Raw genomic sequence first — 15,650 nt, forward strand, 5'->3', positions numbered from 1 at the left:
CGTCACTCCTCTTCCTCTTCCGCATGCGGCGTCGCGAAACTGCGCCACAGCAGCACCGGGATGATCAGCGTGAACACGATCACTTCCTTGTACGCGCTCGCCCAGAACGACGAATACGATTCGAGCACGCCGACCAGCAGCGAGCCGGCGGCCGCGAGCGGATAACTGACCAGCCCGCCGATGATCGCGCCGACGAAACCCTTCAGGCCGATCAGGAAGCCGGAGTCGTAATAGATCGTCGTCAGCGGACCGACGAGGATGCCGGACAGCACGCCGAGCCCGGCCGCCAGCGTGAATGCGAGCCGCCCTGCTTCGGTCGTGCCGATGCCGACGAGCCGCGCGCCGAGCCGGTTCACCGACGTCGCGCGCAGCGCCTTGCCGGCGATCGTGCGGCCGAAGTACACGTAGAGCGCACCGATCAGCACCAGCGCGGTCACGACCACGAGGACGCTCTGCACCGACACCGTCATGCTGCCGACCGACAGCGACGCATCCGCGAAGCCGTTGGTGCGCGAGCCTTCCGCGCCGAACATCACGAGCCCGAGGCCGACCATCGCGAAATGGACGGCGACCGACACGATCAGCAGCAGCAGCGTCGTGCCTTCGGCGATCGGCTGATAGACGAGCCGGTAGACGAACGGCCCCATCGGCACGACGATCGCGAGCGTCAGCGCGATCTGCGCGAGCATCGGCATCGGCTGCGCCGCAAAGCTGCGCGTGATCGCGAACACCGCGAGCGGCAGCAGCACGTAGCGGCTGCCGAGTGTCGCGAGCGTGCGGCCGAGCTGATGACGGCGTTCGCGATGGCGGATCAGGCCGCCGACTTCCAGCAGGAAGCACGCGATGCCCATCACGAACAGCAGCCAGCAGGTGGCGGGAAATTTCTGCGCCTGCAACGCCGCAAGCGTGAGCGCACCGTAGGCGACGAACTCGCCCTGGGGAATGAAGATCACCCGCGTGACGGAAAACACCAGCACGAGCGCCAGCGACAGCAATGCATAAATGGCGCCGGTCGTGATGCCGTCTTGCGCGAGGATCGCCGCAATCGAGAGATCCATACGTGTCGTGTATCGAGAATGCTGCGGAGAAACGGCGACGGGAACGGCCCGCGCGCGGACGGCAAGACCGGGGTCTCAGGCGTCATGCTGCGGGCTTCCCGGAATTCCATGCGGCGCGCGGGCACGGACCGCCCCGCCGCCGACGGCGCGCACGGCGCCGTTCGCGCCGCGCCGCCGGTTTCACGTGATGCTTACTCGGCCTGCAGCTTCCACTTGCCGTCGACGATCTGCACCATCACGCGCGCCCGCGTGTCGAAGCCGTTGTGATCGGCCGGCGTCATGTTGATCACGCCGTGCGACACGGGCAGGTCCTTCACGCTCTCGAGCGACGCGCGCAGCGCTTCGCGGAACGCCTCGGTGCCCGGCTGGCCCTTCTTCAGCGCGTCGGGAATCGCACGCTGCAGCAGCAGGCCCGCATCCCACGCGTGGCCGCCGAAGGTCGCCAGCGAACCCGCGCCGTACGCCTTTTCATACGCGGCCTTGTAGCCGAGCGCCGGCTTCTTCACCGGATTCGAATCGGGCAACTGGTCGGTCACGAGTACCGGGCCGGCCGGCAGGATCTCGCCTTCGCAATCCTTGCCGCACACGCGCAGGAAGTCGTTGTTCGCGACGCCGTGCGTCTGGTACACCTTGCCCTTGTAGCCCCGCTCCTTCAGCGTCTTGGCCGGCAGCGCGGCCGGCGTGCCGGATCCGGCGATCAGCACCGCGTCGGGATTCGAGCCCATCAGCTTCAGCACCTGCCCCATCACCGACGCGTCGGTGCGGTTGAAGCGCTCGTTCGACACGACCTTCAGCCCGTTCTTCGCGGCAGCCGCGTTGAACGTGTTGAACCAGCTGTCGCCGTACGCATCGGCGAAGCCGATGAAGCCGACCGTCTTCACGCCATGCTTCGCCATGTAGCCGGCGATCGCATCGGCCATCAGCTGGTCGTTCTGCGGCACCTTGAACATCCACGCGCGCTTCGCGTCCATCGGCGCGATGATCTGCGCGCTCGCCGCGAGCGAGATCGTCGGTGTCTTGCCCTGCGACACCGGATCGAGCATCGCGAGCGAGTTCGGCGTGACCGACGAACCGATGATTGCGTCCACGTGATCCTCGTCGATCAGCTTGCGCACGTTCTGCACCGCGCGGCTCGTGTCGGACGCATCGTCGAGCACGATGTACTGGACGCTCTTGCCCGCGATTTCCTTCGGCAGCAGCGCAATCGTGTTCTTTTCCGGAATCCCGAGCGAGGCGGCCGGCCCGGTAGCCGACAGCGTCACGCCGATCTTCACCTGCGCCGACGCCGTGGCCGCCGCACACACGAGGCCCGCGGCAAGCAGAACCTCCATCCATCGATTCATCTTCATTTACGTTGTCTCCAAACGCTGCTCGAAAAATCCGCGGGTCGCTCGGGCGGCGCCCGGCCCTCAAACAAGTTAATAACTTAACTATCTCGTCGTACCGCGTCTACGCTCGTTTTCCCGTGAAACGCCGGCACCGCAACCGAGCCCCTGGCGACACCGCGCGCGCGCGCCGCGGCGCGCGCCAAAGCGGTCGTTCGACCGCCACGATGCGCGGCGGCAATGTCGTCAGGATGAAGGAAGCGGAGAAAGGCGGCGTTGCGCGAGCGGCGATCGATGCGGATGCAACGATCGCCGGAAAGTCGGCCGGCCGGGCCGGATTCGGCCACGCACACGGGCGGCGCAAGATCGGAAACCCGACCGTTCATGCGAACCGGAATCCGAACGACGCGTCGGATGCGAACGCAACGACCGGAGCAACAGCCGCGCCGGCCAATCGCACCCGCACGCGCATACCGGCCGCAGGACGGCTCGTGAAAGCCGGGGCATACCCGTGCCCCCCTGCCCCCGAACGAGCGGCGCCAGCCGCCCCTCGTGCCCCGATCCATCGTCCCGCGCTTCTCATCCAACCGTACTCCCTCTTCTGCATTTTGCTTGTAGGAGAACTGCCGACCGTTTTCCCGACCGTGCGGTCGGCGAAAGCTGAGTGTAACGGACGCTTTTTGCGCACGCCAACCGGGTAAGCCCGGACGACATGCATGCAGCTGCGCGCCGGCGGCGATCGACCGGCAGGAACGGATGAAAACGGGGGGACGGGGTGAGACGCGGGCGAAGCGAGGCAGGACGCGGACGCGAGGAAAACGGCGCCACGCGCCTGCACCATCAAAGCAAACTCGCGCACACAAATGAAAAAGCGCTGTTGGATTCCGTCCAACAGCGCTTTGGGGTCCGGGCACTTTGTGCCTCGATTGTCTCCTCGTTCTCCACCTGCAAATTCGTTTCGCGGTGCATCAGAACTGAAACGAAGATTAAAGGACCTTTCACCCTGCGACAACTTAGCATTTACCCCTATGGTGCATCGCCGCACGAAAATGGGGCGCCAGCCTTGCCGCGCGGCGCCGGCCCGAGGCCGCCGAAACGCCCTTCCGGGCCGCGCCGGATGGTGCTTCGCATCAACGTGGGGCCTCGCCCCGTTGCGATGCAATCAGGACGGCCTGAGCGTCTTGACCCGCGCGACCATCTCGCCGACGATCCCGCGCCGGAACGCAAGCACGCATGCGATGAAGATCAGCCCCGTGACGATCGTCGCCGATTCGCCAAGCGAGCGGAACCAGCCGATACCCGTCAGCGACGCGATCCATTCGCCGATGTCGCCGAGCCGGTCCTCCAGCGCGACGATCAGCGCCGCACCGAGCAACGGCCCGAACAGCGTGCCCATCCCGCCGACGAGCGTCATCAGCACGACGAGGCCCGACATCGTCCAGTACGCATCGGACAGCGTCTCGAAGCCGAGCACCAGCACCTTCAGCGAACCGGCCAGCCCCGCGAGCCCGGCCGACAGGATGAACGCGAGCAGCTTGAACCGGTCGGTGTCGTAGCCGAGCGAGATCGCGCGCGCCTCGTTTTCCTTGATCGCGACGAGCACCTGGCCGAACGGCGAGTGCACGATCCGCACGATGAACGCGCACGCGGCGACGATCACCGCGAGCACCACGTAGTAGAGCGCGACGTCGTTCGACAGGTCCACGAGCCCGAACAGGTGTCCGCGCGGCACGCCCTGCAAGCCGTCCTCGCCGTGCGTGAACGGCGCCTGCAGGTAGATGAAGTAGACCATTTGCGCGAACGCGAGCGTGATCATCGCGAAATAGATGCCCTGCCGGCGGATCGCGAACAGGCCGACGACGAGCCCGAGCAGCGTCGCGGCGAAGGTGCCGACGAGCACGCCGAGCTCCGGCGTGAAGCCGAGCGTCTGGATCGCATAGCCGGTCGCGTAGCCGGCGGTCGCGAGGAACATCGCATGGCCGAACGACAGCAGCCCCGTATAGCCGATCAGCAGGTTGAACGCGGCCGCGAACAGCGCGAACGTGAGCACCTTCATCACGAACACCGGATAAGCGCCGATGAACGGCGCGGCGAGCAGTGCGGCGAGCAGCACGCCGTAGAGCACTTTTCTCTGCATCATTTTTCCTTGCCGAACAGGCCCGCCGGACGGATCAGCAGCACGATCGCCATGATCACGAACACGACCGTGGCCGACGCTTCCGGATAGAACACGCGCGTGAAGCCTTCGATCACGCCGAGCATCAGCCCGGTGATGATCGAGCCGAGAATCGAACCCATCCCGCCGATCACGACCACCGCGAACACGGTGATGATCATCGGCTGGCCCATCAGCGGCGACACCTGGATCACCGGCGCGGCGAGCACGCCCGCGAATGCCGCGAGCGCGACACCGAAGCCGTAGGTGAGCGTGATCATCATCGGCACGTTCACGCCGAACGCCTCGACGAGCTTCGGGTTCTCGGTGCCCGCGCGCAAATAGGCGCCCAGGCGCGTCTTCTCGATCACGAACCATGTCGCGAGACACACCGCGAGCGACGCGACGACCACCCACGCGCGGTAGTTCGGCAGGAACATGAAGCCGAGATTGGTCGCGCCGGACAGTTGCGACGGCACGTCGTACGGCTGGCCGGACGACCCGTAGATCGAGCGGAACACGCCTTCGACGACGAGCGTGAGCCCGAACGTGAGCAGCAGCCCGTACAGGTGATCGAGCTTGTAGAGCCAGCGCAGCATCGAACGCTCGATCACGATCCCGAACGCGCCGACGATCAGCGGCGCGAGCGCGAGCATCGCCCAGTACGGCAACCCGAAATACGACAGCCCCATCCACGCGAGCATCGCGCCCAGCATGAACAGCGCGCCGTGCGCGAAGTTGATCACGTTGAGCAGCCCGAAGATCACGGCGAGCCCGAGGCTCAGGATCGCGTAGAACGAGCCGTTGACGAGCCCGAGCAGCAACTGGCTCAGCATCGCCGGCAACGGAATGCCAAAGATTTCCATCGACTTAGCCGTCAGTATGAGTTTCGTTGCGTATGCAACTTCCAAGCCGTCGCGTGCGCGGGCGGCGCAGCGGGCACATCGCTGCGGCCGCCGCCACGCGCTGCCACGCCGCGCTTACTTCCACATCGCGCAGCGCGTCTCCTGCTTGGTCGTGAACGCCTGGTCGCCCGGAATCGTCGCGAGCACCTTGTAGTAGTCCCACGGCTCCTTCGATTCCGACGGCTTCTTCACTTCCATCAGGTACATGTCGTGGATCATGCTGCCGTCCTGGCGGATGAAGCCCTTCGCGTAGAAGTCGTTGATCTTCATCTTCTTCAGCTCGGCCATCACCTTGTCGGAGTCGGTCGTGCCGGCCGCCTGCACCGCCTTCAGGTAGGTCGTCACCGACGAGTAGTCGGCCGCCTGCAGGCTCGACGGCATCTTCTTCATCTTGCCGAAGTAGCGCTGCGCCCACTGGCGCGCCGCCGCGTCGCGGTTCCAGTACCAGCTGTCGGTCAGCACGAGGCCCTGCGTCGTCTCGAGGCCGAGGCTGTGCACGTCGTTGATGAACATCAGCAGCGCGGCGATCTTCATCGTCTTGGTGATGCCGAATTCCTTCGCGGCCTTGATCGCGTTGATCGTGTCGCCGCCCGCGTTCGCGAGGCCGAGGATCTGCGCCTTCGACGACTGCGCCTGCAGCAGGAACGACGAGAAGTCCGACGCCGACAGCGGGTGCCGCACCGTGCCGAGCACCTGGCCGCCGTTCGCCTTCACGACGTCCGACGTGTTCTTCTCGAGCGCCTTGCCGAATGCATAGTCGGCGGTCAGGAAGAACCAGCTCTTGCCGCCCTGCTTCACCACCGCCGAGCCGGTGCCCTTCGCGAGCGCCATCGTGTCGTACGCGTAGTGGACCGTGTACGGCGTGCACTGCTCGTTGGTCAGCGTGTCGGCGCCCGCGCCGATGTTGATGTAAACCTTCTTCTTCTCGGCCGCGACCTGGTTCATCGACAGCGCGGTCGCGGAGTTCGTGCCGCCGACCAGCAGGTCGAGCCCGCCGCGGTCCATCCATTCGCGCGCCTTCGACGCGGCGATGTCCGCCTTGTTCTGGTGGTCGGCATAGACGACCTCGATCGGCTTGCCGAGCACCTTGCCGCCGAAGTCGGCGACCGCCATCCGGATCGCCTCGAGGCCGCCCTGCCCGTCGATGTCCGCGTAAAGCCCCGACATGTCGGTGATGAAGCCGATCTTCACGCTATCCGCGGCGTGTGCGGCGCCGGCGGTGAACGCTGCGGTCGCGACCGCCAGACACGCGTGTGCGAGGGTCTTCATTTTCATTGACGTCTCCTGTTGTTCTGATGCGTTGTGGTTGTTCGAGGGCCGCCACGGCTAGCGGCAAGGGAAACGGGGCGGCGTCACACCCCGAGCAGGTCGTGAAGGATCGGCATCTTGCCTTCCAGTTCGGATGAGCGGAAATGCTCGACGATGCGGCCATGTTCCATCACGTAGAAGCGATCGGCGAGCGGCGCGGCGAAGCGGAAGTTCTGCTCGACCATCACGACGGTGTAGCCGCGCGCCTTCAGCGCGACGATCATCCGCGCGAGCGCCTGCACGATCACCGGCGCGAGGCCTTCGGAAATTTCATCGAGCAGCAACAGGTTCGCGCCGGTGCGCAGGATCCGCGCCACCGCGAGCATCTGCTGCTCGCCGCCGGACAGCCGCGTGCCCTGGCTCTGCCGGCGCGACGCGAGGTTCGGGAACATCGCGTAGATCTCGTCGAGCGACATCGCGTGCTCGCTCGGGCCGATCGGCGGCGGCAGCATCAGGTTCTCCTCGCACGACAGGCTCGAGAAGATCCCGCGCTCCTCCGGGCAATAGCCGACGCCGAAATGCGCGATGCGGTGCGTCGCGAGGCCGATCGTCTCGTTGCCCGCGACCTTGATCGAGCCGCTGCGGCGGCCGGTGAGGCCCATGATCGCGCGCAGCGTCGTGGTCCGGCCCGCCCCGTTGCGGCCGAGCAGCGTGACGACCTCGCCGCGCTGAACGCTCAGGTCGACACCGTGCAATATGTGGGATTCCCCGTACCAGGCCTCGAGGCCCGTGATCTCCAGCGCGGGCGTGCCGCTTTCGACGCCGCTCAATTCGCGTTCCTCCCGTTCGCTGTGCTTCATGCGTGCGCCCCCGCGAGCGCCGCATCGGCGCTGCCCATGTAGGCCTCGATCACCAGCGGATTCTTCGATACTTCCGCATACGAGCCTTCGGCCAGCACCTCGCCGCGCTGCAGGACGGTGATCGTGTCGGAGATGCCCGCGATCACGTTCATGTTGTGCTCGACCATCAGGATCGTGCGGCCGCTCGCGACCTTCTTGATCAGCGCGGTCACGCGGTCGACATCCTCGTGGCCCATCCCTTGCGTGGGCTCGTCGAGCAGCATCAGTTCAGGTTCCATCGCGAGCGTCGTCGCGATCTCGAGCGCGCGCTTGCGGCCGTACGCGAGCTCGACCGTCGGCACGTGCGCGAAATCGGTGAGACCGACCTGCGTGAGGAGATCCATCGCGCGATCGTCGAGGCGCCGCAACGTGCGCTCGCTGCGCCAGAAATGGAATTCCGTGCCGAGTGCGCGCTGCAGGCCGAGGCGCACGTTCTGCAGCGCCGTCAGGTGCGGGAATACCGCCGAGATCTGGAAGGAACGGATGATGCCGCGGCGCGCGACCTGCGCGGGCCGCTCGTCGGTGATGTCGATCCCGTTGAAGACGATCTGGCCGGCCGTCGGTGTCAGGAACTTGGTCAGCAGGTTGAAGCAGGTGGTCTTGCCCGCGCCGTTCGGTCCGATCAACGCATGGATCGCACCGCGGCGCACACGCAGGTTGACGCCGTTCACGGCGGTGAAGCCCCTGAATTCCTTGGTCAGTCCGCGTGTTTCCAGAATCGTGTCGCCGAGAATCATGTTCCCTTCCGTACGAAGTCAGGCGAAGCACCGGGAAGATTCGCGCAAGCGACCGCGAACGAGTCCGCGGATCAGCGGGCTGCCCCCGGGGCGCCGTATTACGCCTCGAGGGTGGTCTCCCGCGTCGACGCGTATGCACACTGCGCAACATTGTCGCGCCGTTGGTGCAGTGCAATCATCGGGATTTGCACTTATAGGGCTGGCCGCCATATCGGACGCGGCTGAGCGCGCATTGTCGACGCGTTTTTTTTGACACGCGCATCATCGACGGTCGCGCGATCGCATGGCGCGTGCCTGCGCGAACGCGGGCACGTTACGCGACGCGTCATGTCGTCACGCAACAAAATAGCCGCATGAAATGCGCGGCTTGCGGCGCAAGCGACGTTCATGTCGTCGATCCGTTGCGATCCGTGCGCGTCGGCTTGTTTCGCATAGCGAACCAGCGGGCACCCGGATGACGGCCCGCTGTCGTGCGTGTCAGCCTGGTGTCACGCAGCGGTCGTCGCCGTGTCCGTTCGCACCTGTGTCGCGTCGTGCGCCGCGCGTCGATCGGCGCGGATCATGTCGCTCGCGCGCTCGGCGATCATCAGTGTCGGCGAATTCGTGTTGCCCGACGTGATGAACGGCATCACCGATGCATCGACGATCCGCAGCCCGGCGATGCCGCGCACGCGCAGCCGGCTGTCGACGACGGCACGTGCGTCGTCCGCGCGCCCCATCCGGCAGGTCCCGACCGGATGGAAGATCGTCGTGCCGACCGCGCCCGCCGCTTCGATCAGTTCGGCTTCGGTCTGGTACCGCGTGCCCGGCAGGATCTCCTCCGGACGGTAGCGCGCGAGCGCCGGCGCGGACGCGATCCGGCGCGTGAGGCGCAGCGCCTTCGCGGCGACATGACGATCGTGGTCGGTCGACAGGTAGTTCGGAGCGATCGACGGCGCCACGACCGCATCCGGGCTCGCGATATGCACGCTGCCGCGCGAGCTCGGCCGCAGATGGCAGACGGACGCCGTGAACGCATTGAAGCTGTGCAGCGGCTCGCCGAAGCGCTCGAGCGACAGCGGCTGCACGTGGTATTCGAGATCGGGACGCGTGAGCGCGGGATCGTCGGCATCGGACTTCGCGAACGCGCCGAGCTGCGACGGCGCCATCGACATCGGCCCGCGCTGCAGCAGCGCATATTCGGCGCCGATCATCAGCTTGCCCCACCAGTGCGCGGACAGCGTGTTCAACGTGCGCACGCCTTCGACGCGAAACGCCATCCGCAACTGCAGGTGATCCTGCAGGTTCTCGCCGACGCCCGGCAGATCCTGCACGACGTCGATGCCGAGCGCCTGCAGCCGTGCGCCCGCACCGATGCCCGACAGTTCGAGCAGCTGCGGCGAATTCACCGCGCCGGCGGTCAGCAGCACTTCGGCGCGTGCGCGCGCGACGTAGTCGGTGCCGCCGCCGCGATACTCGACGCCGACCGCGCGCCGCCCGTCGAAGATCACGCGCTGCGCCTGCGCGCCGGTGATCACGGTCAGGTTCGGGCGCGTCATCGCGGGCCGCAGGAACGCCTTCGACGTATTCCAGCGCACGCCGCGTTTCTGGTTCACTTCGAAATAGCCGACCCCGGTGTTGTCGCCGCGGTTGAAATCGTCGGTCGCCGGGATGCCCGTCTGCTGCGCGGCCTGCGCGAACGATTCGAGGATCTCCCAGCGCAGCCGCTGCTTCTCGACGCGCCAGTAGCCGCCCGCGCCGTGCGCGTCGCTCGCGCCCGCGTGGTGGTCCTCGCTGCGCTTGAAGATCGGCAGCACGCTGTCCCACGACCAGCCGGCGTCGCCGGTTTCATGCGCCCAGCCGTCGTAATCCTCGCGCTGGCCGCGCATGTAGATCATCCCGTTGATCGACGAGCAGCCGCCGAGCACGCGGCCGCGCGGATACGACAGCGCGCGGCCGTTGAGCGCCGCTTCCGGCTGCGTCTTGTACAGCCAGTCGGTGCGCGGATTGCCGATGCAATACAGATAGCCGACCGGGATGTGGATCCAGTGATAGTCGTCCTTGCCGCCGGCTTCGAGCAGCAGCACGCGGATGTCGGGATCCTCGGTCAGGCGGTTCGCGAGCACGCAGCCCGCGGTGCCCGCGCCGACGATCACGTAATCGAATTCGCCCTCGAGCGTGCGTTGAGTCGTCACGACGTGTCTCCTGTCGACCCAAGTTAGCGCTTCAGCGCTTACTTGGGTCCCATGCTTCGCGGTCGACCCAAGTTGGCGCTTCAGCGCTTACTCGGGTCCCATGCTTCGCGGTCGACCCGAGTTGGCGCTTTAGCGCTTACTCGAGCCCCATGCAAAGCTTGTTGTTATGCCCCGCGCGGCGCGATCCCGCGCATCGTTTTCAGCATAGTGCGTCGCGAGCGACGCGATCGATGAAGCGTACTCCGCCCGCCGGCCGCCGATCCAATGAGTTATGCTGAACTGCGTTATAAGCTGCGCTCATATCACGACGATGGATCTCACCCTGCTCCGTGCGTTCGCGACGGTCGCCCGCGAAGGCAACCTGACGCGCGCCGCCGTGCAGCTGCACCTGACGCAGCCGGCCGTCAGCCTGCAGATCAAGCATCTGCAGGAAACGCTCGGCGTCACGCTGTTCACGCGCACGTCGCGCGGGCTCGCGCTCACGCGCGACGGCCAGACGCTGCTGCCCCACGCGGAGCGCGCGCTGGCCGCGGCCGCCGACGTGCAGCGCGCCGCTGCTGCGCTGCGGCACGAGGTGCGCGGCCGGCTGCGGATCGGCACGATCCTCGATCCCGGCTTCCTGCGGCTCGGCGGCTTCCTGCGCGCGCTGGTCGAGACCCATCCGCAGATCGAGACCGCGCTGCGACACGGGATGTCCGGCTGGGTGCTCGAACAGGTGCGCGCGCAGGCGCTCGACGTCGGCTACTACATCGGCCGGCCCGGCGAGGACGATCCGCGCGACGACACGCCGTTCCACACGGTCACGCTCACGCGTTTCCAGTACCGCGTGCTCGCGCCGGCCGGCTGGAAGGAGCGCGTGCAGCGCGCGCACGACTGGCGCGCGCTCGCCGCGCTGCCGTGGATCTGGACGCCGCCGGCGTCCGCCCATCACCGGCTGCTGTCGCGGCTGTTCGCGGCGGCCGGCGCGCAGCCGGCGAAGGTCGCCGAGGTCGATCAGGAGCAGTCGATGCTCGACCTCGTGAAATCGGGGATCGGGTTGACGCTCGCGCGCGACTCGACCGCGCTGGCCGAAGCGCACGCCCATGCGCTGACGATCGTCGAACGCGTGACGGTGCCGACCGAGCTGACGTTCGTGACGCTCGCCGAGCGGCGCGCCGAACCGGCGATCGCAGCCGCGCTGCGGCTGATCGAGGCCCAATGGGCGATATGAGTGCGGCTGATGTCGATGTCGACGGTCGGGCATCGGCGCCGGACGCATCCTGCGCACCGTGCGGATTTCCAACTCGCGCCCCGCGTGACGCGTGGCCTCGCGGACCGGCTCGAATCGCCCGATCCGCGACGTGCCGCCGCGTCCCGCTTGCTCGTCACGCCGCCATCGCAGGCTTTTTGCTAGATTGTGCGTTCGCACACCGCGAGACCCCTGATTGAAGGAGACCCGCATGGCCCGCAACATCGAGATCAAAGCCCGCGCCCGCGAATTCGACCGGCTGCGCGAACAGGCGGCTAAGCTCGCGACCGAAGCGCCGCTCTTCTACCGCCAGCAGGATTTCTTCTACGACGTGCCGCGCGGCCGGCTGAAGCTGCGCCGCTTCGAGGACGGCACGCCGGCCGAACTGATCTTCTACCAGCGCGACGACCGCGACGGCCCGAAGGCGTCGTACTACACGCGCAGCCCGGTGACGAACCCGGACGCGATGCACGCCCTGCTCGCGACCGCGCTGACCACGCGCGGAATCGTGACGAAGGAACGGCACGTGTACCTCGTCGGCCGCACGCGGATCCACCTCGACCGCGTCGACGGCCTCGGCGACTTCATCGAACTGGAAGTGGTGCTCGGCCCCGACGACGACGAAGCCGGCGGCGAAGCCGAGGCGCATGACGTGTTCGCGAAGCTCGGCGTGGCGCAGGAGGATCTCGTCGCGGTCGCGTACGTCGACCTGCTGAACGCCGACGCGCAATCCGAACCGGCCTGACCCGGCCCTGTCCGCGGCGGCGCCTTGCGACCCGCCGCCGGCCCGGCCGCCGCCTCACGCGGCGCCGGGCGCCAGGTGCGCGAGCGGCAGCGCGCCGTTGCGCTTGAAGGTCGTCAGCACGATGTTCGAGCGCACGCTGTCGACGCCCGGCACGCGCATCAGCTTCTTCATCACGAACTGCGACAGCGCGTTGAGATCCGGCGCGACGATCCGCAGCAGATAGTCGGCATCGCCGACCACCGCATGACATTCGAGCACCTCGGGCAGCACGTCGATCTGCTGCTGGAACTGCTCGATGATCGAATCGCCGTGGTGCTTGAGCTTCAGGCTGGTGAACGCCGTGACGCCGAGCCCGAGCTTTTCGGGGCGCAGCATCACGCGGTAGCCTTCGATCACGCCGGCCGCCTCGAGCCGCTGCAGCCGCCGGCCGATCTGCGACGGCGACAGCGGCACCTCCTCGCCGAGCTGCTGGTGCGTCGCGCGACCGAAGCGCTGCAGCACGTCGAGCAGCGCGAGATCGAAGTGATCGAGTTCCAGCATGAGCATTCTCCGCATTGATTCCTGTTTTGATGCGCAATTATCGCATCATTGAGCGAATTCACGCCATCTTTGCGCCCATTCCGCACATCACCCGCTCTACACTTGCATGGTTCCCAACCACAGCGTGCAGAGCCTCATCATGTCCACCGTCGTCACCGCGAAACTGCAGGAGCAGTTCGACGCGGGCCTCGAAACCCGCGCCGATTTCACCATCGACCAGCCGCTCGAACGCTACGGCCAGGTCGACCACGCGGTGTGGCAGCAGCTCTATGCGCGCCAGTCGGCGCTGTTGCGCGGTCGCGCATGCGACGCGTTCGTGGCCGGGCTCGGGAAGATCGACCTGCCGGCCGACCGCGTGCCGTCGTTCGCCGACGTGAACCGCCAGCTGAAGCCGGCCACCGGCTGGGAGATCGTCGCGGTGCCGGGCCTCGTGCCCGATCGCGTGTTCTTCGAGCACCTCGCGAACCGGCGGTTTCCGGTCACCTGGTGGATGCGCCGTCCGGACCAGCTCGATTACCTGCAGGAACCCGACTGCTTCCACGACCTGTTCGGCCACGTGCCGCTCCTGATCGAGCCGGTGTTCGCCGACTACATGCAGGCCTACGGCCGCACCGCGCTCGCGGTCGCGGACGACGAAGCGGCGCTCGCGCGGCTGGCGCGGCTCTACTGGTATACGGTGGAGTTCGGCCTGATCCGCGACCCGAACGGCACGAACGGGCTGTCGATCTACGGCGCCGGGATCGTGTCGAGCAAGGGCGAGAGCCTCTACAGCCTCGAAAGCGCGGCGCCGAACCGGCTCGGCTTCGACCTCGAGCGCGTGATGCGCACGCGGTACCGGATCGACACGTTCCAGAAAACCTACTTCGTGATCGACGATTTCGCGCAGCTGTTCGCGCTCGCCGACGTCGACGGCCGTGCGCTGGCCGACCGGCTGGCCGCGCTGCCCGAATTCCCGGCCGGCGCGGTAGTCGATGGCGATCTCGTGCTGCATCGCGGCACGGGTGAAGGCTGGCCCGACGACGCGGACGCGTAATGCTGCGGGCCGCGCCGGCACGATTCGCGCGCCGGTGCCCGCCTCACGATGCCGGACCCCGGGTGCCCGTCGCACAACTATGAAACAATGACCGGTACCGGCTTTGCCGCGTGGCCCTTGCCCGCGTGCGGGCGCCGCTACCGAACGAGGTGCAACATGATCCACAAGCTCACATCAGAAGAACGCAAGACCCGGCTCGAAGGCCTGCCGCACTGGACGGCCGTGCCGGGCCGCGACGCGATCCAGCGCAGCCTGCGCTTCGCCGATTTCAACGAGGCCTTCGGCTTCATGACGCGCGTCGCGATCAAGGCGCAGGAAATGAACCACCATCCGGAATGGTTCAACGTGTACAACCGCGTCGACGTGACGCTGTCGACCCACGACGCGGACGGCCTGACCGAGCGCGACATCGCGCTCGCGACGTTCATCGACCAGGTGTGCGCGCACACCCAGCCGGCCGCCTGAGACCTTCCTCTACCGCCGCGCATCTTTCGACGCGCGGCGCGTCAACTTTTCATTTCGATGAACGTTTCCTAGGATGTACTCAGCGAAAGCCTTCAGCTTTCCAAGCCATCCTTAAGGCGCACGTAAGTCTCGTACGCTTTCCGCGCCTTGGGGTCCAAACCTTCCAGTTGCAGCGCGCTTTCGCGCTGTACAATCAGCAGCGCATACGGCTTGGAGAGCGCGCTGGCCTCTTCGCAGAGTTTGAGTTCGTCGCCGCTCGACGGCGAGCGGGCGCGCCAGAAATTGATCGCGGCTTCGAGGTCGTGGATCGAAATATCGGACATGATTGGATTTAATCGTTCGCTGGCCGCCATGCTTGATGTCAGGCGATGCGGCGCCCCTGTGGAAATGGCGTCGTGCTGTCCGCGTGCCTGAACCGCCAACCCATTGTACTTGAGCGAACTTCATGCGACTCCTTCTGATCGAAGACGACCGCCCCATCGCACGCGGTATCCAGAGCAGCCTCGAGCAGGCTGGCTTCACCGTCGACATGGTGCATGACGGCATCTTTGCCGAACAGGCGTTGGCACAGAACCGCCACGAACTCGTGATCCTCGACCTCGGCCTGCCGGGCATCGACGGGATGACGCTGCTCACGCGCTTCCGCCAGACCAACCGCCACACGCCGGTCATCGTGCTGACCGCGCGCGACGAACTGAACGACCGGATCCAGGGCCTGAACTCCGGCGCCGACGACTACATGCTCAAGCCGTTCGAGCCGGCCGAGCTCGAAGCGCGCATCCGCGCGGTGATGCGCCGCAGCGGCCCGCACAGCGACATGCCGCGTCCGGAAGTGTCGCTCGGCGGCGTCCGCCTGTCGGGCGTCGATCGCCGCATCTTCAACGACGACAAGCCGCTCGAACTGTCGCCGCGCGAATTCGCGGTGCTGGAAATGCTGCTGCTGCGTCACGGCCGCGTCGTCAGCAAGGCCCAGCTGCAGGATCACCTCACGCACTTCGGCGGCGATCTCGGCGACACCGCGATCGAAGTCTACGTGCACCGGGTGCGCAAGAAACTCGAGCAGTGCCGTGTCGAAATCGTCACGGTGCGCGGCTTCGGCTACCTGCTGCAGGAAATCCGCCAGACCGCGAGCGTCTGA

General features: G+C 66.6%; 15 protein-coding genes. 5 read left to right on the top strand and 10 right to left on the bottom strand.

All coding sequences use genetic code 11. The annotated features are described in order from the left end of the window. Nucleotides 1-2 precede the first annotated feature (2 nt). The 8 genes from U5771_RS18010 to U5771_RS18045 form a co-directional block, all read right to left on the bottom strand. Nucleotides 3-1,058 (bottom strand): branched-chain amino acid ABC transporter permease, encoded by a 1,056-nt coding sequence (locus tag U5771_RS18010; RefSeq protein WP_322025225.1) that lies wholly within the window; start codon nt 1,056-1,058, stop codon nt 3-5. A 191-nt stretch (nt 1,059-1,249) separates the two neighbouring features. After that, entirely contained in the window at nt 1,250-2,407 is a 1,158-nt protein-coding gene (locus U5771_RS18015; RefSeq protein ID WP_322025226.1) for an ABC transporter substrate-binding protein, read from the bottom strand. Nucleotides 2,408-3,545: 1,138 nt separating this feature from the next. Continuing rightward, nucleotides 3,546-4,520, bottom strand: coding sequence for a branched-chain amino acid ABC transporter permease (locus U5771_RS18020; RefSeq protein WP_322025227.1), 975 nt, complete (start codon nt 4,518-4,520; stop codon nt 3,546-3,548). Then, nucleotides 4,520-5,404 (bottom strand): branched-chain amino acid ABC transporter permease, encoded by an 885-nt coding sequence (locus U5771_RS18025; protein ID WP_322025228.1) that lies wholly within the window; start codon nt 5,402-5,404, stop codon nt 4,520-4,522. The genes U5771_RS18020 and U5771_RS18025 overlap by 1 nt, the downstream gene beginning before the upstream one ends. A 114-nt stretch (nt 5,405-5,518) precedes the next feature. After that, entirely contained in the window at nt 5,519-6,718 is a 1,200-nt protein-coding gene (locus U5771_RS18030; protein WP_322025229.1) for an ABC transporter substrate-binding protein, read from the bottom strand. A gap of 77 nt (nt 6,719-6,795) precedes the next feature. Further along, nucleotides 6,796-7,551 (bottom strand): ABC transporter ATP-binding protein, encoded by a 756-nt coding sequence (locus tag U5771_RS18035; RefSeq protein ID WP_322025230.1) that lies wholly within the window; start codon nt 7,549-7,551, stop codon nt 6,796-6,798. Next, complete coding sequence (locus tag U5771_RS18040; protein ID WP_322025231.1) at nt 7,548-8,327, bottom strand: ABC transporter ATP-binding protein; 780 nt, start codon at nt 8,325-8,327, stop codon at nt 7,548-7,550. Before U5771_RS18040 ends, U5771_RS18035 begins: the two co-directional genes overlap by 4 nt. Nucleotides 8,328-8,815: 488 nt before the next feature. Then, nucleotides 8,816-10,501: a GMC family oxidoreductase gene (locus tag U5771_RS18045; RefSeq protein WP_322025232.1), complete on the bottom strand. Its 1,686-nt coding sequence runs from the start codon at nt 10,499-10,501 to the stop codon at nt 8,816-8,818. 310 nt (nt 10,502-10,811) lie between these two features. Between U5771_RS18045 and U5771_RS18050 the strand changes: the two genes are divergently transcribed. Next, nucleotides 10,812-11,711 (top strand): LysR family transcriptional regulator, encoded by a 900-nt coding sequence (locus U5771_RS18050; protein WP_322025233.1) that lies wholly within the window; start codon nt 10,812-10,814, stop codon nt 11,709-11,711. A 229-nt stretch (nt 11,712-11,940) separates the two neighbouring features. Beyond that, the gene (locus tag U5771_RS18055; protein ID WP_322025234.1) at nt 11,941-12,474 is read left to right on the top strand and encodes a class IV adenylate cyclase; all 534 of its coding nucleotides are present in this window, start codon (nt 11,941-11,943) and stop codon (nt 12,472-12,474) included. A gap of 54 nt (nt 12,475-12,528) precedes the next feature. Here the strand turns inward: U5771_RS18055 and U5771_RS18060 are convergent, their stop codons facing one another. After that, nucleotides 12,529-13,014 (bottom strand): Lrp/AsnC family transcriptional regulator, encoded by a 486-nt coding sequence (locus U5771_RS18060; protein WP_006408082.1) that lies wholly within the window; start codon nt 13,012-13,014, stop codon nt 12,529-12,531. A 106-nt stretch (nt 13,015-13,120) separates the two neighbouring features. Here U5771_RS18060 and phhA point away from each other — a divergent pair, with 106 nt between their 5' ends. Together phhA and U5771_RS18070 are read left to right on the top strand one after the other, a co-directional pair. Next, nucleotides 13,121-14,047, top strand: coding sequence for a phenylalanine 4-monooxygenase (gene phhA / locus U5771_RS18065; RefSeq protein ID WP_322025235.1), 927 nt, complete (start codon nt 13,121-13,123; stop codon nt 14,045-14,047). 156 nt (nt 14,048-14,203) lie between these two features. After that, nucleotides 14,204-14,512: a 4a-hydroxytetrahydrobiopterin dehydratase gene (locus U5771_RS18070; RefSeq protein WP_044845221.1), complete on the top strand. Its 309-nt coding sequence runs from the start codon at nt 14,204-14,206 to the stop codon at nt 14,510-14,512. 92 nt (nt 14,513-14,604) lie between these two features. Here the strand turns inward: U5771_RS18070 and U5771_RS18075 are convergent, their stop codons facing one another. After that, nucleotides 14,605-14,835, bottom strand: a complete 231-nt coding sequence (locus U5771_RS18075; RefSeq protein ID WP_006401493.1) for a DUF3717 domain-containing protein — start codon at nt 14,833-14,835, stop codon at nt 14,605-14,607. Nucleotides 14,836-14,957: 122 nt separating this feature from the next. Here U5771_RS18075 and U5771_RS18080 point away from each other — a divergent pair, with 122 nt between their 5' ends. Further along, entirely contained in the window at nt 14,958-15,650 is a 693-nt protein-coding gene (locus U5771_RS18080) for a response regulator transcription factor (protein WP_006401494.1), read from the top strand.

This window comes from Burkholderia sp. BCC1977, from assembly GCF_905339595.1.
Classification (GTDB): domain Bacteria; phylum Pseudomonadota; class Gammaproteobacteria; order Burkholderiales; family Burkholderiaceae; genus Burkholderia.